Here is a 24,781-nt window from a genome sequence, read left to right on the forward strand (position 1 = left end):
TTTGTTTGGTTTGTTAATAGTTAATTATTTCCTTTTTTTGTATAGTTGTTATAAGAACACTAATCAGTCCTCTTTTATTCTAATATTTTGACTTGATCTTTAATTGATTCCAATACTTTTATATCCTTGTCAAAAACAATTTTCTTACCGTTTGTTTTGAATGAAATGGCTTGAGTAGAAGTACCACCAATCCAAAAAAGTTGGTTTTCGCCACTAGATTTAAAATTTTCAAAAGTTACATTTTGGCTATTTGAAAAACTGGCTGCTATACCTAGTTTATCCAATCTTAAATCGATATTTTCAAAATTAATTTTACGAGCATAATTCATTTGGATACCAACATCTGATCGAATAATCATGTTTTTGAATTGGATGTTTTCAACAGGCATTTCTGGAATTCCTGTAATTTTCATCGCTTGTTTGGCTCCGTTGACATAAATATTTTTGAAAAACATATTTCTGAAGGCTGGAGTTTCTTCTGATACCGTTTCTTTTTCCACAATCATTTCGCCAGTGATTGGGTCTTCGACTGCCCCCTTGGTAAAATAATAGAGGTTAAAATTGATGGCATCGGTTGGGATATTGTTCATTCGGATGTCTTCCATCCAAATATTTTCGACCAAGCCACCACGCCCTCGAACAGACTTGAAACGCAAGCCGCAATCGGTGCCTATAAAAGTGAGATTCTTGGCAAAAATATTTCGAACGCCTCCCGACATTTCGCTCCCGATGACAAAGCCCCCATGAGCGTGATAGACAACACAATCTGTAATGACAAACAATTCTGTTGGTTTTCCTCGATCTCGACCTTCTTTGTCTTTGCCCGATTTGATACAAATAGCATCATCACCCACATCAAAACGACAATTGGTCACAGTACCAATTCGGCAAGATTCAATATCAAGGCCATCACCATTTTGCGAATACCAAGGGTTGCGAATGGTTAGATTATTCAATGTTATATGCTCGCACATCAATGGATTAATATTCCAAGCAGGAGAGTTTTGAAAAGTAACGCCATCCAGCAGTAGTTTTTTGCAATTGACAAAACTTACCATCACGGGGCGTAATGCCTGCTTATAAGGTTCCATATTTTCAACAGTTGCTTTTTTAGGCAGTTTGTCTTTGTGTTCATTTCCGATTAATGCTTCTTCCGATGGATACCAAATTTTACCATCTTTAGAAAGTACACCTCCTGATTTAACAAGCTCATCCCATTGTACTGCTGTCATTTTTCCAATTTTAATTGGACGCCATTTAGAACCATTTCCATCAAAAATGCCTTCACCTGTAATGGCTACATTTTCTAAATCAACTCCCATAATTGGTGACTCGCATCGCAGCACTTTTTTCCCTTCAAAATAAGATTCTATTAGTTTGTATTGCTTTAGATCACCTGTGAATGAAATGAAAGCACCGTTTTTGGTATGCAGATTTACGTTAGATTTCATTTTGATAGGACCTGTTGTCCACGATCCAGAAGGAATCACAACAACGCCTCCACCAGATTCTGAACATTTTTGAATAGCCTCATTAATCGCTTTGGTACAAAGTACTTCAGTGTTTGGAACAGCTCCAAAAGCTGTAATATTCAAAGTATCTTCTTTAAATATTGGAATTTGCACCTCTGGCATTTTGAAAGGAAGTTCTCCATGTCTATTATTAATTCCAGCAAGCGTTTTGTTGCTGTAAAAAATAATAGCCAACATTAAACAAACCCAAAAAGTTGTTTTACTCTTCATCATAATAATTTATCTTTTTAAGACTTTATTTTTATCCAAAATCATTTGCAATTCAATCCCTGCCATAACAAAAGGACCAACAGCTTTGGCATCATTGTCGCCAATAGGTTCTGAAATATAGTATTCGAATGACCCGTCTCGGTCTTCTGGTTTTTTTCCTCCTAATCCTGCCACAGAACAACATCTTGTAATAGAAATTGTTTTATCGGGATTTTCTTTTACAAACTGTTTAAGAATTCCGTTAAAACCAATTCTTGCCGATTTCAGAAATTTATCCCCTACATATCCTTTTCTATATGCTTTGGCAAACGAATAGACAAACATTGTAGAGCAAGTAGATTCTAGATAATTGCCTTTTCGACTAGGTCGATCCATCACTTGCCACCATACTCCTGAATCTTTTTCCTGTGCTTTGAGAACCGCTGTGAACACTTTTTGAACACTATTTATCAAATTTTTTTTCTTGGGATGATTATCCGGAACAAAATCTAAAATATCAACTAAAGCCATACAATACCAACCTTGAGCACGTCCCCATATATGTGAAGAAAGTCCAGTTTCTTTGTTTGCCCAAAATTGTGTGCGTTTTTCATCATATCCATGAAAATTCAATCCCGTTTTTGAATCAAAAGTGTGTTTTTGAATGAGTTCTATTTGTAAAATGGCATCATCAATAGCTTTCGGTACATTGAAAACGGTGCCATATTGTGCTGAAAATGGATCAGTCATATACACACCATCCAGCCACATTTGCCAAGGATAACTTTTTTTATGCCAATAACCTCCGTCTGAATTTCTTGGATGTGTTTCTAACTGTTTGTGAAGTATGTCCATTGCTATTTTATAGCGTTCTTCACCTGTTTTCTTATAAATTTCAAAAAGGATTTTTCCAGAGTTTATTAAATCTAGACTATATTTTTCTAATGAATATCCACCTAGTATTTTTCCTTCCTTGTCAATAAGTTGATCAGCATAAGAAATTCCATAATCCCAATATTTTTGTTCTTTGGTATAATCATATAATTTTTGGTTGGCAAGTGTTACCAAACCATTTGTATAGTTCCATTTTGGAAATTTTACTCCATCCAGAAATACTGGATTGGGAACACGTTTTTGATCAGAATCAGCCATTTTTTTAGCCCATTCGATTGGTGTTATTTGTAATTCATTCTTTTTAGATTGTCCAAAAGCAACTAATTGACAAATCATTAAAGTGAGAACACAATATTTAATTTTAGGTATCATAATTTTTAAATTATTCCCATTTGTAATTTTAGGTAAAAGAAGTGTCCAAATAAGACACTTCTTTTTCAACAAAAATTAACTGACAAAAGTTTATGGAAGCCATCTTACATCTCCAACCTTATTGGTAACAATTGGAGAATTTGAATCTTTAATTTTTAAATTTCCTACTTTTGGATCTACAAATAAGTTTAGTGCACTAATTCCTAATGCGGTTCCTTGAATACTTGTTGGCCCCAGTAAATAATCTGTAGTGGTGTAGTTATTACTGTATTGTTGTGTACTACCTGCGGCAATGGCTTGTATCACTTTTCCGCAAGGAGAAGCCAATAAAACATTTTTGAAAACCAAAGTTGAACCTACAGCAGCTGGAATATTAATTAAAGACCTATTATAGGCATAATCATAAATTGTTACATTGTTGTATTCCAAATAAATTGGATAGGTAGAAGTACCATAATCGAACAAATTTCTGAAGTTTAGCGTATTATTGGTTGTTCCATAATAATCTTTCATGAAAGTACAATTATTGAAAACCGCTCTTTTAAAGTTATCTGCTCCAGCCGAACCTAGGGCAAATGTTCCGTAAGGACCAGAGTGACCTCCAACGTCTTGAAGAGTACAATAACTCATTTCAAAGTTGCCTACTTCTTTGTATTTACCATTCCCTTGATGTCTCCAAAAACCTCTTTTGAAATAATTGAATACACAGTTATAGAAAGTAATTTCATCGATTTTCCACGAAGTTCCACTGTTGAAGAAATAACTAGCATCTATGGTCTGATAAAAACGAATGTTTTCAAAAGCTAAAGCCGACAAATAAGCCCCTTCAGCTATGTTCCAATTTCCGTTTAATTCAATTTGAGGACGCTCGCCTTGTGTACTTCCTATGAGTCTAAATCCTTTTGAAATGGTAAAAGGAGTCACTTTGAATAGCGAACCCGCTTCTAGGAAATATTCTGTTCCTTCAGGTATCTTGGGATCTAAATTGTTAGCTCTCAAGATAGCATCCAAATCCATTCCTTTCATGATCAAAATTTGTCCAGCTGATGGCCCTGCCGAACGGAAAGTTACCTGATTGTATGGCCTGTCATAAATACGTGTTTTATTAGTATCATACACATTTACGTTGTAGGCTGTACTTTTTTCCAAACCTTCCACTTTAGCTTGACCAATTCTTATTTCTTCAGTTGTTAACTTACGACCAATTGAAGGAAGTAATTTGTCACTTGCAGGTGCAACAGAAATACTATCCACTGGATTCGCTACATCCATCTTCCAACTTACAGTTACATCCGTTTCGCTAATATTTACCTTCTCCACTTTGTTCAATATTTGGGCATAAGGCGGACGATCTTCTGTCAATGCGGCCGTATAACTCCATTGTGAATTGAATTTTGTATTGTTTTTATTGGCACGAACCCGAATGTAATACTGTGTTTTGTATGGAATATCATCCATCAAAATTTGTGTTTCGGTAAGGGTATAGGACTTGAACAAACTGGTATAGTAATTGTCCAAGTGCAATTCAACCGTGTAGGAATCAGCATCGTTTACTTTGTACCATACCAAAGCGATGGAATTACTTTTTACCAAAGGAGCCGCAAGTACAAACTTGGGTTGAAACAAATCGCCAACCTCATTGTATGCCAAATCATCTTCTTGACAAGAAGTAAACATTCCTCCAAGCATAATCATGCTGAAGAATGTTAAAATAAAAATTATTCTTTTTGAATTTTTCATACTATAAATAATTTAATAGTTAAAACCATAATAATTCTGAATATTCCCTCTATGATCAGTTATTACTTTAGATGGATAAGGGCATAAGTATCGCAAAGGCGCATTAGGATTTACCGATGCCGCATTATTGAAATTGATAAATCCTCTGAAACTCCATTTGATATCATTTCGTGGTTCATAAGCTTGGGAATCGCTATTTAACGAATACCAACTTGTAGCAAACACAAGTTCGTTGTAACCTGCTGGACGAGCTTGTATAATCGGATCAATTCCTTTGATGTCTAAAATAGTTCTACCTGCATTAGCTGGATCGGGGATGTTTTTCCAATATACACTTCCAGGAACTTCATTTAATCCAGGCACATAAGCTCCATTGGCTACTTTACCCCAGTTCACCAATTTATTATATTGGTTGTAAATTACTTCTCCAAATTTATTCCAGCGAGCCAAGTCAAACTTACGTTTGCTTTCGCCACCAAATTCCCAAGCACGCTCATCCATAATGGCTTGGAAAAACAAATCTGGCGACGATTTAGAATCAACATAGTTATCTACTTTTGCTGACCAATCTACTTTGTCAAATGCTCTGCGACGTACGCGTTTCAAACATTCGCGAGCATCATCACGTACACCAAAGCGTTCGTTTACTGCTTCGGCATACATCAATAAAACATCAGCAAATCGCATCCATGAATAATTGATACCAGTTGCACTTGTACTAGTACTACCAAGCGGTGCGGTCATATATAATTTTGACCATTTGGCAACAGCCAACTGTGCTAAATTTAATCGAATGGCTTGGTTCAGATTTAAGTCATACGAAAAAGGCGCACAGGTAATATCTCGTCTCAAATCAGTATTATCAAATGAGTACAAATAGGTTCCACACAAACTAAGACTTCCTGAAGCACTTCCGTAAGGATGATTTCCTTCTGCAATCGGAATACCAACGGCATATCCATATTCACCCGAGGAGTTTTTCAACAAGGGTAACGAAAACATAACGTCATCATTAACTGGTGTTTGCCAATTATTTTGTCCAATCCAAAAATCACGATAACTCAATTTTAGATCGTGTTGCTTCTCGTTTATTGCTTTGCCTAAATATTCGATGGCAATATCATAATACAATTCATGATTATCTCCACGAACCATTTGACCAATTTTAGAAGGATCGTTTAAATCTGGACGTAAAGCCCAACCTCCACGAGTAAGAGCAATTAATCCGATCAAACCTTGATTAAAACTTCTTGAGGCTTGTTCTGTACCATATTTTAGTTCACTAGGATATTGCATTAGTGGCTCAACAGATTTCAAATCAGCTATCAGAAATTCAAGAATTTTATTTCTATCGGTAACTCCTCCTGTAAAATCTTCTCCACCAGCAGATGATTTGGTACGAAACACCACGTCACCCCAAATGCGGATTAGGTCTAGATATACCATGGCACGAAGTGTTTTGACTTCACCATAAAGTTGGGTTATATTAGATGCTTTGTCTTTCTTGTCTGCTTGATATATAGCTGATTTTTCAATTCCTTCGATAACATCATTAGACATATTAATAATTTTGTACATCGCATTCCAAGTGGAATTCAAAGTAGTCCAATACGGTTTGGGTTCGTAACAAGCAATATCTGAACCGTTCACATTAACTGTATTTGTTGAAACACCCGACATCTCTACATCGGTATTCGGGTTAAATACAAAGGCAAGACGATTAGAATACGCATCGTTACTCAACATAAGGGTATATACGCCAGCAACTGCTGATCGTATTTCATTTTCGGTACTGAAAACTTCAGCTTCAGTAAAACCCGTTTCTGGTTGTACTTCCAAATAATCTTCGCAAGCAGTAAAACCAAGTGCAAAAGTTAATAGAAGACTTAATAATATCTTTTTCTTCATTTTTTTTAGATTTATAAATTAAAATGATAATTGTACTCCAAAAGTGTAATTTCTTGTTCTTGGATAAGCGTTATAATCAATGTTAGGGGTTAATCCTGTTTCTAAATTAACCTCTGGATCGTAGCCTGAATAATTAGTCCAAATAAATAAATTGGAACCCGTTGCATACAAACGAACTTTGTTAAAGAACATTTTTTTAGTTGAAGTAAAAGGAATTGTATAACCTAGAGAAAGCATACTTAATCGTAAAAAAGAACCATCTTCAACAGCATAAGACATGGCTATAGGACGACCAATTGAAGTTGGATTCCACATCGTAGCATTTTGATTGTACTGGCCTAAAATCTCTGGCGAATAGCGGAGATCATTCCCCATATCATCAAAGTTACGCCAACGATTTTCTGACGATACTTCCGATCCTAAATTATTTTGGTTGTTTTGATACCAAGAAGTCATCATAATTTTATTGGCATTGTACACATCAAAACCATATACGAAATTGAAAAAGCTAGTTAGGTCAAAATTTTTCCAAACTGCATTAAATCCGAATCCACCTGAAAAATTGGGATTGGTATCCCCAATAACTTGTCTGTCTTGATCACCAATTACATAAGTGTTTGCATCTGTTTCGTCCACAGGAGTCAACTTTTTGAACTTGGCATTTCCTGGACGTGGATCGCCCGAAAGGTTTTTGGAGTTTGCCACACCTTCTTTTAGTTTCCAAACTCTAGTTAATGGATCGAAGGAATCAAAATCATCCATGGTATAAAAACCATCATTTACAAAACCGTAAATCAATCCTTTTGTACCTCCAACATAAGCACGATAATCATCATCATTTAGCAATTGTGTGCCTGCCCATCCGGAACTAAGAATCCATTCGTTCTCACCGCTTGAAAGGGCATCAATTTTATTTTTGTTGTATCCAATATTGAAATTCAAATCCAGTTGAAAATCTTTTTTCTGTATCACACCCGCAGTGATACCAAAATCAATTCCTTTATTGGATGTTTGTCCTACATTGGTCATAATTTTATTAAAGCCTGATACTCCAGCAATATCAGATGGCACCAACAAATCTTTAACGGTATTTTTATAAAATTCGATATTACCTGTAAGACGATCTTTGAAGAACCCAAAATCAAAACCAAGATTTGTAGAATAAGTTGTTTCCCATTTCACTTCTGGATTACTTAAAAAATTGCCATTATAAAAATTATAATAAGAATGATCTGTTTCGCCCCAACCCACTGAACGATTTCGGGAAACACCATAATATTTAGCATACAAATCGCCACTAATTCTATCGTTACCAGAAACACCATAGCTCAAACGCATTTTCAAATTTGAAACGGTTTTGCTGTCTTTCAAGAAATCTTCGCTAGACATTTTCCAAGCTACTGCTGCTGCTGGAAAAGCTCCCCAACGATTTTCAGGACCAAATTTTGTAGAGCCATCAGCACGAATAGTAAAGGTGGCAATGTATTTATCATTATAAGCATAATTGGCACGACCGAAGAAAGATGAAATTCTATTTGGCGAACCTGCTGTAGAACCGTTTTCATAAGGTGTTCCTAAAGCAAGATTATTTAAAGCTTTTTCTCCTGATATCGTTTCTGGAAAATATCGAGTTTTATAATATTTGCTAACGCTGCTTTGGTCTTTCATTTCTTGACCTAACATAAATTGAAAATCATGAACGGTATTGTGCTTAAAATTATAATTTAAAACATTGGTCATTTGCCAACGAGGACTTTGAGTGCTTCCCCACTGTACTACTGGTTGATTATTGTTAGCATTTGCAGTACCAGTATCTGTACCCCAGAAGCGACCGTCTTCTTCGTATTGGTATTGGAAGCCAAAGGAGCTACGAAAGCTTAAACCATCAATAATATTCCAAGTCAATGCGCCAACTGTATTAAAAGTACGTGAATTACGATTGCGATAATTTTTTTCAGCTGCCTCTATTGGATTAAACCGTGTAATAGGTTGATAATCTTCAGGGTCAAAATAAGTATTGTCTTCAGGCAGTGTCATGTATTCTTGCAAACCAAGTGTTGGTGCTTGACGCAGTGCATCCAGTAGGCTAACACCTTCAGTACCTGAACCTTCAATAGTTCGGTCTATAAAACGAGATTGGTATTCAAACGTAAATTTGTCGGATAATTTAGTAGTAAGCATAAAGTTCATATTGGTTTGCTTCATACCTGTTCCTACTAATACTCCAGGCTGATCCTGATTCACTACGGCAAACTTGTATTTCGTTTTTTCGCTACCACCGCTAAGATTAAAATCAAGGTATTTAACGATTGGATTAGTGCCAAAGATTTCATCCTGCCAATCAACTCCCTTTTCGCCTTGATAAATATACAATTCATTGGCACGCCCGTATCTGTTGAAGAAAGCAGTTGGATTTGAACTACGTCCGCGTTCGTACTCATATTGCATCAAAGTAAACTCATAAGGATCCATCACATCCAGATGATTCGAAAGCGTTTTCATCTGCATATAACTATTTACGCTTACTGATATTTTTCCTGCTTTCGGTTTTTTAGTCGTAATTACAACTACACCATTAGCTCCTCGAGCACCATATATGGCAGTTGATGCAGCATCTTTTAATACATCTATCGATTCAATATCCGTTGGTGGAATATCATTTATGTTAGCAACCTCAAATCCATCCACCAAAAACAAAGGAGAATTATCTTGAGTAATAGAACCTCCTCCACGAACTCTAATCATAATTTCAGCACCCGGAGAACCATCTGCTGAAGTAACCTGAACCCCAGGTAATCTTCCTACCAATGCTTCGGCGACAGAACTGGTTGGGACTTTTTCTAATGTAGTCCCTTTTATACTAGAAACGGCACCGGTCAGATTTCCACGTTTTTGTGTTCCGTAACCAATTACCACTACTTCATTCAATTCACTTGTCGATTCTTTCATTTCGATAACAATTCCAGAAGTACGCCCTTTTAAAGGCACAGTAACATCTTCCATACCTATAAATTTAACCACCAATACAGCTGTGTTGGGATCCTTTACTCTTATAGAAAATTTACCATCCATATCACTGGAAGTGTTGCTATTTTCGTTTTTTACTATGATTGTTGCAGATGGAATCGAGCCTATTTTATCTCGCACTACACCCGTTACGGTTACCAATTTTTGAGCGTAACCACTAGCTGTCAATAACAAGAGGGCTAAAACGCTCACGATATGTTTTTTTATCGTCATAACTACTATATTATTATTTAGATTTATTTTTAGAACTTTTCATTATCTAGACTTTATTTGACCATTATTTCACCGTTAATGGTCACTACATAATCTTTAATAATTGCAGTATTTGGATCATTCAAATTAAAATCAATGTTGGTAACTCCGTTTGGTAAAATTGGAAAGCTACCCTCAAATTCTTTTGTATTAATAACAACTGAATCTGCATTTAGAAATTCTATTTTAACACGAACATTATTTGCTTCGTCATCGGTTTGGAATACAATAAAATCGTCTAAATAGTTTACTCCTCCAGAAGTTGTTTTTTTAGATCTCGCTACCGAGATATCCTCTTTGACAAAAGTTTCATCAACAGGTTTGTATCCACTTCGTTTTACAAAAACAGTTGTTTTTATGGTCGAATAACTTGGATCTCCTACAATATCTTTAGCTTTCAATCGCAAGGTTCCGGTTCTGGTTAAGATATTCATCGTAAGGGTATCTGCAAATGGAGAAGCATAAGGCATCGCCGCCGACATATTTACCTTTTGATCGGCATTGACTGCTTGAGGAACGACCAAGTCTTTTAGATTAACAGGTGAAGTAACCATTTGCGCTGGAATGTCAGTAGCTATAAAACTGTAGCTACCATTTTCGAGAGCAAAACGATAGTGTGAGCTATAGTTTCCAAAATAATCACCGTTATCTTTATAAATAAAAATAGGTAATGTTGTAATACCTGTATTCAATCGCCATGGTTCCCCATTCAATTGAATCTTATAATCTCTAACAACTGAAGTGTCATATTTTATTTCATCTTCAGCACAAGCAATAGTCAATAAAGCTAGTAGTCCATAACCAAGGATCCTATTTATTATCTTTTTCATAGTACAGAATTTAAAAATTGAAATTCTTTAATAGATACTGATAATCGAGGTAATTTTATCAATTTATCCCTTTGATTGCATGACACTAATGACTGGACAGAAGTGTTAAATTGTTTCATAAGCTTATTTTTTAGTTAGTTATTATCAAGTCTTTTTAGACTTATGGTTAGAGGACAAAACTAGATAGATGGAATCCTAATGGAGTGTACATATTGCTTTTCGACAAGGGGGTAATTGCTATTTTTACCAATAAATTAACGAATCAATAAATAATTAAGGTATTTTTTTTACTATGTGAAAATTTAAAAAGACAAATATATTTTTAACGCAAATTCAGTTTATAGAAAACGAAAAAGGAAAATTGGGCTAATCAGGTTAATTTTTTGCACAAAAAAAACAGAGACAAAAGCCTCTGTTTAAGTAGAATTTAATAGGTGATTATCTAGCGATGCAATTGGCGGTATTCAGCTGGGGTAGCATTGAATTTAGTCTTGAAACATTTTCCAAAATATTTTAAATCATTAAAACCAACTTCAAAACAAATTTCCTTGATCAGCATATCTTCGTTTTTGATTAATTCTGCAGCTGCATTCAATCGCATATCACGAATAAATAATACTGGGGAAACTCCAGTTATACTTTTAAGTTTATTAAAAAAACTAGCCCTAGACATATACATTAGTTTTCCTAATTCATCTACCGAAAAATCAGATTTTGATATGTTTTCGTTCACAAATTGAATTACCTGCTGCATAAATTTATGATCTTTGTTAGAAATTTGCAGTGGTTTTACTTCTGAAATTTCAGCAATATCACCTGTAGAATACAATTTTTGAAGAAGCATTCGCTGTTCTAAAACATTCTTTACTCTTGCTTTCAAAAAACTTACATTAAATGGCTTGGTCAAATAATCATCAGCACCATATTCTAACCCTTCTAATTTGCTTTCAATGGCTGTTTTTGCGCTAAGCAAAATCACTGGAATATGACTCGTAGCGATGTTATTCCTAATTGACTTGAGCATTTCTATACCATCCATTTGAGGCATCATAATGTCACTAATAATGAAATTTGGGGATAAATTTTCAGCTTTCAAATGTCCTTCAATTCCATTTTTTGCCACATAAATAGTGTATTCCTCTTCTAGCACAGAAACAATAAAATTCCTCAATTCAGGATCATCTTCTACAATTAGACCCACTGGTTTGCCTTGCTTTACTTCTTCTACTATTTCTTCAACAGCTTCGTTTTTTTCAATAGCAATTTCGTCTATTATAGGTTTTTCAGCTTCTTCAAATAATAGCGTTGCATCTTCATTAAAATGACTATATCCTTTTAAAAAGTAAATTTGAAAACTACTGCCTTTGCCCGACACGCTATCTACTACGATATTGGCACCATGCTTATCGACTAAATCTTTGACTATCGAAAGTCCAAGACCCGTACTCGGATTATTAGGATTTTCATTGTAATTAGAAAAACGTACAAACAATCGTTTTTGAACAGCTGGATTAATGCCAGGTCCGTTATCTACAACCTTTAGTACAACTTGTTTGTCCAATTCTTCCACAATCACTTCAATGGTATCTCCTTTTTTGCAATATTTAAAAGCATTTGAAATTAGATTGACCAAAATTTTATCCAAACTATCTGCATCAGCCCATACAATTGGCGATGATGTCTTTACATTTACATCTAAACGAATCTCACTTTGGCTACTTATTTCCCTAAAATTTTCACATACTTTAGCAGTAAATTTACCTAAATCTATTGCTCTGACTTCCATTTTTCTATTTTGAATTCTTCTTAAATCCAAAATTTGATTCACCAAATTCAACAATCGGTTACTACTTCTTTCAATTCCTTGGAGTTGGGTTTTAACCGAATCTGGAATACTTATGTCAGAAAGCATTTTCTCTAAAGGAGCAGTAATCATGGTAAGCGGAGTTCGTATTTCATGTGAAATATCAGTAAAAAACTTGAGCTTCAATTCAGAAACCTCGTGTTCAATTTGCACCTCGTTTCGCAGCTTGATTATGGTCAAAAAAATACGTCTAAACAACATAAAAAGACCAACAGCCAATATGACATAACAAACCAAAGCCAAATTAGTCCACCAAATCGAAGGGAGAATAGTAATGTTTATTTTTCTTTCGTTATTCATCCACAAATTGTGATTGTTAGTAGAAGCTAGTAAAAGGGTATATTTTCCTCGGCTTAAATTGGTATAATTAATAGATTGTCCTCCTTTGATGTAATTCCAGCCCTCATCGATACCTTCTAGCTTATAGCGATAGACTATGTTTTCATTTTTAATATAATCTAGAGCCGAAAATTGAACTCTAAAAAAATTCTGGTTGTGTTCTAAAACTACTTCTTTTAACAAATCGGGATCAGTAGCAGTTTCTGGATATAGTTCATTTAATTCTTTATTATTGACAGCAAATCCAGTTATTGCTAAATAAGGTTTAAATGTTAACGGTTTTATATTTTCAGGTCTAAAACAAACCGCTCCATCAGAATAACCCAAAACAATTTCACCATTAGCAAGGCGACATTTCGTGGCTTCTGAAAAAATTTCGTTGCCTATAATCGATTTTAATTCAGGAAAAGTTTCTGCCGTGTTTTTTTCAAGATCAAACCGAACGACTTGATTATCTGCCATCAACCACATTTTTCCAGATTTGTCTTCTTGAATAGCTACCACTTCATCCAGAGGAAAGCCTATAGTTTCTGCTCCAAAGGATTGAATCTTTGGTTCTTGTTTTTTATTCAAATCAACCAATAGAATTCCTTTTCCGTTAGTTGCCAATGCCAATCTGTTTTTTGAAGTAACCACAATATCCAAAATATCATTGCCTGCAACTTGCGGAAATTCTTTAAATTGTAAATTAGCAGTAGCTTTGTTTTCTCCTGAAAAAGAGAACAATTTATATGAAGAAATAAAAAACAATTGATGGTCTTTATTTTCAACAATAGAGCGGACTCTATCTGCTGATTTTATGGGATAATTTTTCCATTCGTTTCGATAATTAATAAAACGAATTCCTTTGTTTGACTCCTGAATCAGATTTACACCGCCTCCCCAAGTAGTCAAATAAATTTTGCCCGAAGCTGCCTGAAAAATTCTATAAATTTTATCCGAACTGATACTGTATCGATCCCGTTCATTGTACTTGTAATGGATGACTTTATAATTAAACGGTTGTTCCTTTGGTATCAGACAAAATAATCCATTCCCTTTCGTTCCCAACCAAATTCTACCTTTGTTGTCCTCCAACATGTGATATATATCTGAGCCCCATTCTGGACTATTGGCAGATAAAGTACCATCGGCTCCGAGCATACCAATTTTATTTTTTCTCGAATCCATTAAAGTTACTTTTTGAGAACGACAAGCCAACCAAAGATTCCCTCTTCTGTCTTGCATTAAACTCCTGACATTATTTTTTTTTCTATCTCCAAAAGAGTCTAATTTTAAAATCGAAAAATTATGGTTGTTAAAAGTCATTAAATCCAAACCTTTTCGATAAGAGCAAAACCACATATTTCCTGACTTATCTAATGTTACTGCATGCATCACATCAGAAACCTCTTCTACAGATTCTTTCATGCAATGCGAAATAGAAAATAATTTGTCCTGTTGTTTATCCCAGTAAGACAATGCTCCTCCTTTGGGTTGAATCCAAACTGTTCCATTAGGTGCAGTCAATAAAAATGTTTTTCGATCTCCGCCAACTATTGTAGGATCAGTAGAATTAGACTGTAAGTACTTTAATTTTCGGGTTGTTAAATCAAATTTATAAATTCCAGAAGCCGAGGTTTCAAACCAAAATTCTCTAGAATGAGTCAATCCCATGTATTTGATATTTTCATTCGGAAATCCTGCTGTGGTTTTACTATTATAGACATCCAATTTTCCTGATTTTATGTCATAATAACAAATGCCTTCAGTTTTAGTTACAATAAGTACTTTGCCGCCATTAACATATTTAATTTTAACGATACCCGAATTAATTCCAAGTTGTACATCAAAAAATGTACTTGCCTTTTTAGAATAACGACTAATTTTTCCGTTAGCACCTCCAAACCACAGTTCATCATTTAACTCAATGACAGTACTAAATGAGTATGATTTTCCTGAAAGTCGAGTCATATTGAAAAAGAAATATTCAGGTTTTACTGCTCCTTTTTTCAACTTACAAATTCCTAAATCGGTCAAAAACCAGGTTGTACCTGTGGTATCTTCAAAGACATCGTTAATCTTGCTTCCTCGAAGTTTTTTCGAATCAAAAACAATTTGTCTTATAGTATTATTGGTTTCTAGGGCAATTAAGCGATTTTTGTTTTCTGGAAACAGCCATACTCTTCCAGAAGAAACCAGTTTAAAGTTATGAAAAGAAACATTCGAATGCTCTTTGGATTGACTTCCCAATGGATAGTGAAATTTTAGATTTTTAGTATCAAAATAATAAACTTCCTCTCTTTCAGACTTGGTCCAAATTCGTCCGCTTTTATCAAATTTGAAACTCGAAACACGGTTGGATGACAGATTTAATTTTCCTCTTTCTACTACCTCAAAATTTTGAAAAGAATTACCGTCATATCGAATAAGTCCATTATAAGTTCCCAACCAAATAAATCCTTTTACATCCTGTTGAATATCGAGAATGTGAGACTGACTTAACTTGGCATCATGCGAAAAATGCCTCAAAACTCCAAAAGGTTGAGCGCAACACAATTGGAAAATCAGGCAAAAAAAAGTAACAATTGTATTTCTTTTCAAAATTTATTTTTTAAAACTCTCATTAATTACAAAAGTATCAAAATTCCTGTCAGAACCTAAAAATAGAGGAGTTCCTAGCTAAATACCCCTTCTTAAATAGCATTTTGTTCCCTGTGGTAAATCAAAAAAATAAAATAAATTGGATAACAAGCTTTACAGCAACCTAGAAATAGTAATTTGCCCCAATCAAATAAGCGTTAAAAAAACTAATTTTGTTGTAATTGTAATTTTAAAATATAAAATCATTCAATTGTTGCAAAAAAACTAACCTAAAAAACTAACCTTTTAAAAAATCAATGAAAAAAATAAATCATTTAATAGTCATTGTAAATCTAATTACAATAACCGCTTTTGCCCAGCAAAATTTCTCTTTCAAAAACCCTAATTTACCTATTGATCAGCGTGTAAACGACTTGGTTTCTAGAATGACTGTTGACGAAAAAATCAGTCAATTGATGGATTCTTCACCAGCTATCGAACGTCTTGGTGTACCAGAATACAATTGGTGGAATGAATCCTTACATGGAGTAGCTCGGGCTGGATATGCTACTGTTTTTCCACAATCTATTTCAATTGCATCGTCTTGGGATCGTCAATTAATTTTTGATGTTGCTAACGCAATTTCGGATGAAGCTCGTGCCAAACATCACGAATATTTAAGACGAGGACAACACAGTATGTATCAGGGATTGACTTTTTGGTCTCCCAATGTCAATATTTTTCGTGATCCAAGATGGGGTCGAGGACACGAAACTTACGGCGAAGACCCGTATTTGACGAGTCAATTAGGACTTAAATACGTCAACGGTCTTCAAGGTACTGATGAAAAATACTTTAAAGTCATTGCTACTGCCAAACATTATGCCGTTCACTCGGGACCTGAACCTTCTCGCCACCTTTTTAATGCTGAAACCAGTGATATTGATCTTTACGAAACCTATCTTCCTGCTTTTCGAACTTTAGTAAAAGAAGGACAAGTGTATTCGGTAATGGGAGCTTACAACCGTTTTAGAGGAGAATCTGCCAGTTCAAGTCCATTTTTATTTAATATTCTTCGAAACGATTGGGGATTCAAGGGCTACATTGTGTCAGACTGTGGTGCTGTTACTGATATTTGGAAATACCATAAAATTACTAAAGATGCTGCTTCAGCTTCGGCTTTGGCGGTAAAAACGGGTTTAGATTTGGAATGCGGAAGTAGCTACAAATCTTTAAAAGAAGCCTTGGATAACAAATTACTAACCGAAGCTGATATTGATATAACCTTAAAACGTTTGTTTATCGCTCGTTTCAAGCTAGGAATGTTTGATCCAGAAGAAATAGTTCCGTATGCTCAAATTCCATTTTCGGTAAATAACAATTCGGCTCACGATTATTTAGCTCGTGTTGCTTCTCAAAAAAGTATCGTCCTTTTAAAGAATCAAAATCAAACACTTCCGCTTTCTAAAAACATTAAAACAGTTGCCGTTATTGGGCCTAATGCCAATGATGTACAATCTTTATGGGGAAACTATAGTGGTATTCCCAGCAATCCAATTACAGTCCTGAAAGGAATTCAAAATAAATTGGAACCTAGTGCTAAAGTATTGTATGCTAAAGGAACCGATTTAGCAAAAGGTGTTCCTCAAATGAAAGTGATTCCATCCATTTATCTTCAAAATGAAAACGGAACTCAAGGTCTGACAGCAGAATATTTTGACAATAAGGAATGCGAAGGAAAACCAATTTTTACTAGAATTGATGACAATATCGATTTTAATTGGGATATTGATACACCCGATCCACGTATGAAAATGGGCAACTATAGCGTGAAATGGACAGGCTATATTGTGCCACCAAAAACAGGATTATACAACATCTCGGAATGGTCGAAACCTTTTATGACTATCGAAATCGAGACTGGAAAAACATCTGGTGGAAAAAACAACCATCATCCAAGAGTTCGTTCACAGAAATTAGAATTAGAAGCTGGAAAAAAATATAAAATAGTAGTAAAATACCAAAACAACTTTGGCGATGCAATAGCGCAACTGATATGGTCAGAACCACAAGAAAATCTTTTGACAGAAGCGATTCAAGTTGCTAATCAAGCCGATGCTGTAGTATTGGTTTTAGGACTAAACGAACGCTTGGAAGGGGAAGAAATGAAAGTAGAAGCGGATGGTTTTGAGGGTGGAGATCGAACCAGTCTTAACTTACCGTCTAATCAGGAGGAATTGATGAAAGCGATTGTGGCAACTGGAAAACCTGTTACTTTAGTTTTAATAAATGGAAGTGCGCTTTCAATCAATTGGGCCAATGATAATGTTCCTGCTATTCTAACTGCTGGATATCCTGGTCAACAAGGTGGAAATGCAATTGCCGATGTGCTTTTTGGTGACTATAATCCCGCAGGTCGATTACCAGTAACTTATTATAAATCAGTAGATCAACTTCCTGCATTCGAAAACTATGATATGAAAGGTCGTACGTATCGTTATTTTGATAAGAAACCATTGTATCCGTTTGGATTTGGATTAAGTTATACCAAATTCAAATACAGCAATCTGCAAATGCCTGCTACTATTAATGCTGAAAAAGATTTTGAAGTTTCAGTTGATATAACCAACATTGGTGATCGTGACGGAGACGAAGTAGCTGAATTATATCTTAAAGATGAAAAAGCTTCAACGCCACGTCCAATAGTGCAATTAGAAGGTTTTGAACGCATTCATTTAAAGAAAGGTGAATCTAAAACAGTTCGATTTAAACTTACTCCAAGACAATTATCGTTGATTAATAAAAATGGACAGCGTGTTATTGAGCCAGGATTCTTTACGGTTTCAGTAGGAGGTAAGCAACCCGATGGTACCAGCGAGATTCAAACTGGTCGATTTAAAATTTCAGGAAAATTAATTTCGCTTGAAAAATAAATCTATTTATATCTAAATTTATAAGTCTAGTTTTTTGTCAATTCGATTACAGTCGAGAAATAATAGTTCTCGACTGTAATCGAATTGATAATCAAGTCTTTTAGGATGTTAAAAGGGGCGTTAATATTTCTATAAAACAACCTAATCCATTGATGCAAAATAGAAAATTCTAGCTTCTTTTTCCTGTTTTATTTTGTAGGATTATATCAAAATATCACTTTCTAAATCTGATTTTTCTATTGCAAAATCAAAACCCAATTGTTCTACTAATTGAATGACAAGGTTTTTGTACCAGTTTTCAGATTTGGGATGAATATAGATTTTTTCGATGAGTTGGTTGATATCTACATTTATTTTTAACCCTTCGTTTAATTTAATGTTACTTTCCGTTACATCCGAAAGAATTCGAATTTCTCTTTCGTACTGAAAACTTTTTCTTTTGAACAAGAAAGGAAAAAACATATCGTCAAACGGAATGTATTCTTTTTTGTAATCAATATAGTTGACTTCGCCAATGTATTGTTTGTGCTGGGTTTCTGAATCCAACGCTTTTTTCAATCGGCTAACAGTAGATTGAATGGCAAGCCCTTCGCTGTTTTGAGTGAAAATTTGCCACATCGCAAACGATTCATATTCGTTGATGTGCCAACTGCTAACAGCTACTTTCTCACGATGGGATTTGTAATATTGTAGAAATTCAGGATTGTCAATGGCTGTTTTTTTGATTTCCTCATAAGTAGGTTCACTAAAAGTGCCTTCGTATTGATCTTCAAATTTATCCGAACGGGACATAAATAGTTTTTGCGACATCAACAAATCTAGAAATTTGGATAAGTTCAAGTATTTCCAAACCACAGTATCAGGATCTTCAGGAAGTGTTATGTTTTTGTTGTTGATGTACATTGCTATTCGATTTTAAAATGAAATTATTGAAAAAAAATCAGCTCGTTAAAAAATCAAAATTCAGCAATTTAATTACTATTCAAACGACTGCATTGTTACTAATTTGTTATATGTGCCGTTTAATGCAATAAGTTCTTCGTGAGTTCCTTGTTCTACAATTTCGCCTCTTTGCATGACTACAATCTTGTCTGCTTTTTGAATGGTCGAAAGACGGTGTGCAATGACGATAGAAGTTCGGTTTTGCATCATATTTTCAAGAGCGACTTGCACAAATTTTTCGCTTTCGGTGTCCAATGCTGATGTGGCTTCATCCAAAATCATAATCGGAGGGTTTTTTAGAACCGCACGAGCAATCGACAATCGTTGTTTTTGTCCACCCGAAAGCTTGTTTCCGCTATCGCCAATGTTGGTGTAAATCCCTTTTGGTAATTGGTTTACAAATTCATAGGCATTGGCAATTTTCAAAGCTTCGATAATTTCGTCATCTGTTGCGTCTAGTTTTCCTAATGAAATGTTGGCTTTTATAGTGTCGTTAAACAAAATGCTATCTTGTGTTACCAATCCCATCAAAGCACGAAGTGATTGTAAATTAATGTCTTTAATATTAACTGAATCTATGGCAATCGTTCCTTCATTCACATCATAAAAACGAGTTAGCAAATTAGCAATCGTACTTTTTCCACTTCCGGATTGCCCAACAAGAGCAACTGTTTGTCCTTTTTTTACATCGAGTGAAAAGTCTTTCAAAACGGTTTCTTCTTCGTATTTGAAGTTGATGTTTTTGATGGTAATTTCAGCATCGAAAGTTGTTTTTTCTACAGCATTAATCTTGCTAGTAATTGGGTTTTCTTGTTCTAAAATTTCCAAAACACGTTCTGCAGCAGCATTTCCTCTTTTTACCCCATAAGAAGCTTTTGAAATGGCTTTTGCAGGAGTCAGAATGTTGTAGGCTAATCCCATATAGGCAATGAAATCAGCACCTTCGAGGGTTTTGTCAATCAAAACCATTTGACCTCCGTACCAAAGCAAAATGGCTATTACAGCAATTCCCATAAATTCACTCGCAGGTGATGCTAGATTTTGTCTATTGCCAATATTATTGGATAAGTTGAAAAAACGTTCGGTAGAATTTTGAAAAACCGTATTAAAATAGTTTTCAGAATTATAGCCTTTTACGACTTTCAATCCGCCAATGGTTTCTTCTATAGTAGATAAGAAAGTGCCTTGTTCTTGTTGTGCTTTTGTTGATTGTTTTTTGAGTTGTTTTCCAATCAACGAAATGATATATCCAGAAACTGGGATAAAAATAAAAACAAAAAGCGTTAATTCGGTACTAATAATCAACATAGCAATTATGGTGAAAATTATCGTAAGTGGTTCTTTTACAATGAGTTCAAGTATTGCTAAAAAGGAGTTTTGCACCTCATTAACATCAGCCGAAATTCTCGAAATAACATCTCCTTTTCTTTTTTCAGAATAAAAAGCTAATGGCAGTTCCAAGGTTTTTTTATACAAAGCATTTCGCATATCTCTTAAGACCCCGTTTCGTAAAAAAGTGATAAAAAACATAGCAAAATAATCGGCTAGATTTTTCAATAAAAAGATCGAAATAATAATCGCAACCATTATAAATAGAATGTAGCCAGATTCGTGAGTATCTTTGGTTGAGGTTACATAATAACTCAAATAGTCATTGCCATATTCTTTAATTTTTAGAATTCCTTTAAATACTGGTTTTACTTTATTTTCTTTGGTTTTGTCAAACAATACCTGAAGCATAGGTATCAAGGCAATAAAAGAAAGTGTACTGAAAATGGCATATAAAACATTGAAAAAAATGTTTAAGAATGCGTATTTTTTGTACGGATATATAAAAGGAACTATTTTTTTGAAATTACTCATTTATTTTAGGCAGTTGTTAAGGCATTAAAACCCGACAATTTCAGAGAATGTCGGGTTTGTTTTTCTTTAGGGAGTAATAATTTTTTAACTTAACTGCATCGCTGCAATAATATTTTTGATTTTATTGTCTAGAATAGTTTCTACTTTCGTAAAATTTTCTACGCTGTCTAATTCCGTATTTACACTGATGTAGAATTTAATTTTTGGTTCCGTTCCGCTTGGTCTGGCACAAATTTTAGAACCATCTTCGGTGTAATAAATCAATACATCCGCTTTTGGCATGTCGATAGTTTCCTCTTCGCCAGTCAATAAATTTTTGGCAACCGATGATTTATAATCTTCCAACATCACCACACGTTGTCCGTTGATTGCTGCCACTGGATTATTACGCATCGTTACCATCATTTGATTGATTTCGGCTAAACCGTCCATTCCTTTTTTAGTAAGCGAAATTAGATGTTCTTTATAAAATCCGTGCTCAACATATAGTTTTAATAATTCTTTGTAAACTGTACTTCCTTTGGCTTTGGCTTGAGCAGCTAATTCGCAAATTAATAAAGTAGCAGCAACGGCATCTTTATCACGAACGGCATCGCCCACCATATATCCGAAACTTTCTTCGCCACCACCAATGAATTCCAATTCTGGGAAATCTTTGATCATTTTGGCAATCCATTTGAAACCAGTCAATCCGACTTTAAAGCCAACTCCGTAAGCTGATGCCAATTCCATAATCATCGGTGTAGAAACGATGGTTGAACCAACGAATTGTTTTCCGTTGATCTTACCTGCTTTTTTCCATTCTTCCAATAAAAAGGCAGTCATCAAAATCATGGTTTGATTACCATTTAACAAAGTCATTTTACCATCATTATCACGAACTGCAACACCCAAACGGTCGCAATCAGGATCGGTTCCAACCACAATATCCGAGTTGGTTTTGTCGGCCAATGCCAATGCCATTGCTAAAGCTTCTGGCTCTTCTGGATTTGGAGATTTTACGGTTGGAAAATCACCATTTGGAACTCTTTGTTCTTCAACGATGTTTACGTTTTTATAACCAGCTTGCGCAAAAGTTTCAGGAACAGCCGTAATCGAAGTTCCATGTAAAGAAGTAAAAACAATGTTCAAATTGTCTTTTGCTTCTTGTGGTGTTCCGAAACTAGCATTTTCGATAGTCGATTTGATGAAAGCTTGATCAACTTCGGCATCTATGTATTGAATCAAATCTTCGTTGGCGTCAAATTTAATTTGGCTGTAATTTAATTTTTCAATCGTGTTGATGATATCTCCATCTTGCGGAGGAACGATTTGTCCACCATCTTCCCAATATACTTTGTATCCGTTATATTCTGGTGGATTGTGAGAAGCTGTTAAAACAATTCCGCATTGGCAACCTAAATATTTTAAGGCGAAAGATAATTCTGGAGTTGGTCGCAAATCCGAAAATAAATACACCTGAATACCATTGGCAGAGAAAACATCGGCAACGACTTTGGCTAACGATTTACTGTTATGGCGACAGTCAAAAGCAATTACGGCTTTCAAAGGTTGATTTGGAAAAGCAATTTTTAAATAATCCGAAAGTCCTTGAGTGCTTTTTCCAAGGGTGTATTTATTGATGCGATTGTTTCCAACACCCATCACGCCACGCATTCCACCTGTTCCAAATTCTAGATTTTTATAAAAACTCTCTTCTAAATCTTTTGGTGCAGAAGTCATCATTGCTGTAACGGCTTCTTGTGTTGTTGCGTCAAATATTGGCGTAAGCCATTCGTTTACTGCTGCTAAAATGTTTGGTTTGATTTCCATTTTATTTATTTTTTTAAAATTTATATCTTTTGAGGTCACAATAAAAAACATATTGTTTCCTCATATTTTTCTAATTTATTTGTTTTGCAATTTTATAACGTTCTTCATTATTTTTGGTTCTTAAAATAATTTCTCCCAGAAATCCAGCCAAAAACAATTGCGTTCCTAAAACCATGGTGGTTAACGAAATATAAAACCAAGGGTTATTGGTAACCAATCCGTAAGGCAAATCGTGATACATTTTGTATAGTTTCATGAAGCCAATGAATCCAGCCGATAGAAATCCAATTATGAACATCATAGAACCTAAAGCCCCGAACAGGTGCATGGGTCTTTTTCCAAAACGGGAAAGAAACCAAATCGTTATTAAATCTAGAAAACCATTAATAAAACGATCCATCCCGAATTTGGTTTCGCCATATTTTCGGGCTTGATGTTGCACGACTTTTTCGCCAATTTTATTGAAACCAGCGTTTTTTGCCAAAACAGGAATATAACGGTGCATTTCGCCTGAAACTTCCACGTTTTTAACAACCACATTTTTGTAAGCTTTCAATCCGCAATTAAAGTCGTTTAATTGTACGCCCGAAGTTTTTCTAGCAGCCCAATTGAATAATTTAGATGGAAGGTTTTTAGCAACGACTGAATCGTATCTTTTCTTTTTCCAACCCGAAACCAAGTCGAAATTTTGAGAAGTTATCATTTCGTATAAACCAGGAATTTCGTCGGGACTATCTTGTAAATCGGCATCCATTGTGATGATGACATCACCTTGAGCTTTGGCAAAACCAGCGTGTAAGGCTTGTGATTTTCCAAAATTTTTCATGAAACGAATACCTTTTACATATTGATTTTCGGAGGCTAATGCTTCTATAATAGACCAAGATTGGTCTGTACTTCCGTCATCGATAAAAATAATTTCATAAGAGTAATTATTGGATTTCATTACAGAGATAATCCAATTGTAAAGTTCTTTAATTGATTCGTCTTCGTTAAGAAGCGGTATGAGTATGGTTAAATTCATTTATTGTTTTATTCTTGAGTAGGTTTGCTTTTAAAAATTAAAGCTAATAATAATCCGAAAAGAGCACTAAAAATAATACTGAATACAGATCCTTTTATAAGTTCAATAGGAGAAAATTGGTCACTTTCTTGAAGTTTTGTTACCGCTTCGTTGATTGCTGATGCTGGTGTGTTGAATTTTTGCATCATTTCAACAGCATATTTTATCGACAATTCTTTGATTGCATCTTTTGCAGAAGGATCAATAAAATTGAATAAAATAATATTGAAAACTACAGCTATTACGATTCCTATTACAGCCGAAATGAAATAAGTAGTAAAGGCGTCTTTAAATGGAAAAATTCCTTTTAATTCTTTCTTTGTTTTTGAAAGTAATACAACTCCAATGGTAACATAGATTATTATATTTAGAACACTAACCCACCAAACAGTAAATAAATTCAAATCAACTACATAGATAGTTGTTGTTATTAATGCGCTTACGATACCGGTAATTATACCATAAGAAATTCCATTTTTCTTTATAATTTCATTCACGATTGAAAGGATTTAATTATTAATCTACAAATATAGCAATTCCCAATATATTCAAGGATAAAAATCATTTTTACATTTGCATAAAAAAAGTAATTTAAAGATTTGTTTATTAAAAAATAAGTGTAAATTTGCAAACTCAAAATGAGAAAAGGATTTTAAACA

At 34.6% G+C, this 24,781-nt stretch carries 13 protein-coding genes; 1 reads left to right on the forward strand and 12 read right to left on the reverse strand.

The genetic code is table 11. The features are described from left to right. Positions 1 to 74: 74 nt before the first annotated feature. The 7 genes from OZP15_RS05095 to OZP15_RS05125 all read right to left on the reverse strand — a co-directional run bounded on the left by OZP15_RS05095 (position 75) and on the right by OZP15_RS05125 (position 15,530). Complete coding sequence (locus OZP15_RS05095) at positions 75 to 1,745, reverse strand: glycoside hydrolase family 28 protein (protein WP_269227415.1); 1,671 nt, start codon at positions 1,743 to 1,745, stop codon at positions 75 to 77. Between the two features lie 6 nt (positions 1,746 to 1,751). Next, entirely contained in the window at positions 1,752 to 2,987 is a 1,236-nt protein-coding gene (locus tag OZP15_RS05100; protein ID WP_281337196.1) for a glycoside hydrolase family 88/105 protein, read from the reverse strand. Between the two features lie 90 nt (positions 2,988 to 3,077). Next, positions 3,078 to 4,727 carry a DUF5123 domain-containing protein gene (locus OZP15_RS05105; RefSeq protein WP_281337197.1) on the reverse strand — a complete coding sequence of 550 codons (1,650 nt, stop codon included), beginning with the start codon at positions 4,725 to 4,727 and terminating at the stop codon, positions 3,078 to 3,080. Positions 4,728 to 4,739: 12 nt separating this feature from the next. Then, on the reverse strand, positions 4,740 to 6,635 hold the full coding sequence (locus tag OZP15_RS05110; RefSeq protein WP_269227418.1) for a RagB/SusD family nutrient uptake outer membrane protein: 1,896 nt from the start codon (positions 6,633 to 6,635) through the stop codon (positions 4,740 to 4,742). A gap of 18 nt (positions 6,636 to 6,653) precedes the next feature. Further along, a complete protein-coding gene (locus OZP15_RS05115) occupies positions 6,654 to 9,875 on the reverse strand; it encodes a SusC/RagA family TonB-linked outer membrane protein (protein WP_281337198.1) in 3,222 nt (1,073 codons plus the stop codon). Between the two features lie 53 nt (positions 9,876 to 9,928). Next, positions 9,929 to 10,744 (reverse strand): hypothetical protein, encoded by an 816-nt coding sequence (locus OZP15_RS05120; protein ID WP_269227422.1) that lies wholly within the window; start codon positions 10,742 to 10,744, stop codon positions 9,929 to 9,931. A 442-nt stretch (positions 10,745 to 11,186) separates the two neighbouring features. Then, a complete protein-coding gene (locus tag OZP15_RS05125) occupies positions 11,187 to 15,530 on the reverse strand; it encodes a hybrid sensor histidine kinase/response regulator transcription factor (RefSeq protein WP_281337199.1) in 4,344 nt (1,447 codons plus the stop codon). A gap of 296 nt (positions 15,531 to 15,826) precedes the next feature. Between OZP15_RS05125 and OZP15_RS05130 the strand changes: the two genes are divergently transcribed. Beyond that, positions 15,827 to 18,442, forward strand: a complete 2,616-nt coding sequence (locus OZP15_RS05130) for a beta-glucosidase (protein ID WP_281337200.1) — start codon at positions 15,827 to 15,829, stop codon at positions 18,440 to 18,442. A gap of 201 nt (positions 18,443 to 18,643) precedes the next feature. On the opposite strand, the gene OZP15_RS05135 is transcribed toward OZP15_RS05130, so the two are convergent. The 5 genes from OZP15_RS05135 to OZP15_RS05155 all read right to left on the reverse strand — a co-directional run bounded on the left by OZP15_RS05135 (position 18,644) and on the right by OZP15_RS05155 (position 24,619). Continuing rightward, the gene (locus tag OZP15_RS05135) at positions 18,644 to 19,345 is read right to left on the reverse strand and encodes a DUF2971 domain-containing protein (RefSeq protein WP_269227427.1); all 702 of its coding nucleotides are present in this window, start codon (positions 19,343 to 19,345) and stop codon (positions 18,644 to 18,646) included. A 75-nt stretch (positions 19,346 to 19,420) separates the two neighbouring features. After that, positions 19,421 to 21,247, reverse strand: coding sequence for an ABC transporter ATP-binding protein (locus tag OZP15_RS05140; RefSeq protein WP_281337201.1), 1,827 nt, complete (start codon positions 21,245 to 21,247; stop codon positions 19,421 to 19,423). Positions 21,248 to 21,331: 84 nt separating this feature from the next. Further along, positions 21,332 to 23,059, reverse strand: coding sequence for a phospho-sugar mutase (locus OZP15_RS05145; RefSeq protein WP_281337202.1), 1,728 nt, complete (start codon positions 23,057 to 23,059; stop codon positions 21,332 to 21,334). A 70-nt stretch (positions 23,060 to 23,129) separates the two neighbouring features. Then, positions 23,130 to 24,083, reverse strand: coding sequence for a glycosyltransferase family 2 protein (locus OZP15_RS05150; RefSeq protein ID WP_269227428.1), 954 nt, complete (start codon positions 24,081 to 24,083; stop codon positions 23,130 to 23,132). A gap of 8 nt (positions 24,084 to 24,091) precedes the next feature. Continuing rightward, complete coding sequence (locus OZP15_RS05155) at positions 24,092 to 24,619, reverse strand: DUF4199 domain-containing protein (RefSeq protein WP_349293293.1); 528 nt, start codon at positions 24,617 to 24,619, stop codon at positions 24,092 to 24,094. Positions 24,620 to 24,781: the final 162 nt, after the last annotated feature.

Source organism: Flavobacterium eburneipallidum, from assembly GCF_027111355.2.
GTDB classification, from domain to species: domain Bacteria; phylum Bacteroidota; class Bacteroidia; order Flavobacteriales; family Flavobacteriaceae; genus Flavobacterium; species Flavobacterium eburneipallidum.

Bases quoted from the DNA above. Each gene is read 5' to 3' on its own strand.
- OZP15_RS05150 (WP_269227428.1), bottom strand. From the start codon at position 24,083: ATGAATTTAACCATACTCATACCGCTTCTTAACGAAGACGAATCAATT.
- OZP15_RS05130 (WP_281337200.1), top strand. From the start codon at position 15,827: ATGAAAAAAATAAATCATTTAATAGTCATTGTAAATCTAATTACAATA.
- OZP15_RS05135 (WP_269227427.1), bottom strand. From the start codon at position 19,345: ATGTACATCAACAACAAAAACATAACACTTCCTGAAGATCCTGATACT.
- OZP15_RS05110 (WP_269227418.1), bottom strand. From the start codon at position 6,635: ATGAAGAAAAAGATATTATTAAGTCTTCTATTAACTTTTGCACTTGGT.
- OZP15_RS05145 (WP_281337202.1), bottom strand. From the start codon at position 23,059: ATGGAAATCAAACCAAACATTTTAGCAGCAGTAAACGAATGGCTTACG.
- OZP15_RS05115 (WP_281337198.1), bottom strand. From the start codon at position 9,875: ATGACGATAAAAAAACATATCGTGAGCGTTTTAGCCCTCTTGTTATTG.
- OZP15_RS05105 (WP_281337197.1), bottom strand. From the start codon at position 4,727: ATGAAAAATTCAAAAAGAATAATTTTTATTTTAACATTCTTCAGCATG.
- OZP15_RS05100 (WP_281337196.1), bottom strand. From the start codon at position 2,987: ATGATACCTAAAATTAAATATTGTGTTCTCACTTTAATGATTTGTCAA.
- OZP15_RS05140 (WP_281337201.1), bottom strand. From the start codon at position 21,247: ATGAGTAATTTCAAAAAAATAGTTCCTTTTATATATCCGTACAAAAAA.
- OZP15_RS05095 (WP_269227415.1), bottom strand. From the start codon at position 1,745: ATGATGAAGAGTAAAACAACTTTTTGGGTTTGTTTAATGTTGGCTATT.
- OZP15_RS05120 (WP_269227422.1), bottom strand. From the start codon at position 10,744: ATGAAAAAGATAATAAATAGGATCCTTGGTTATGGACTACTAGCTTTA.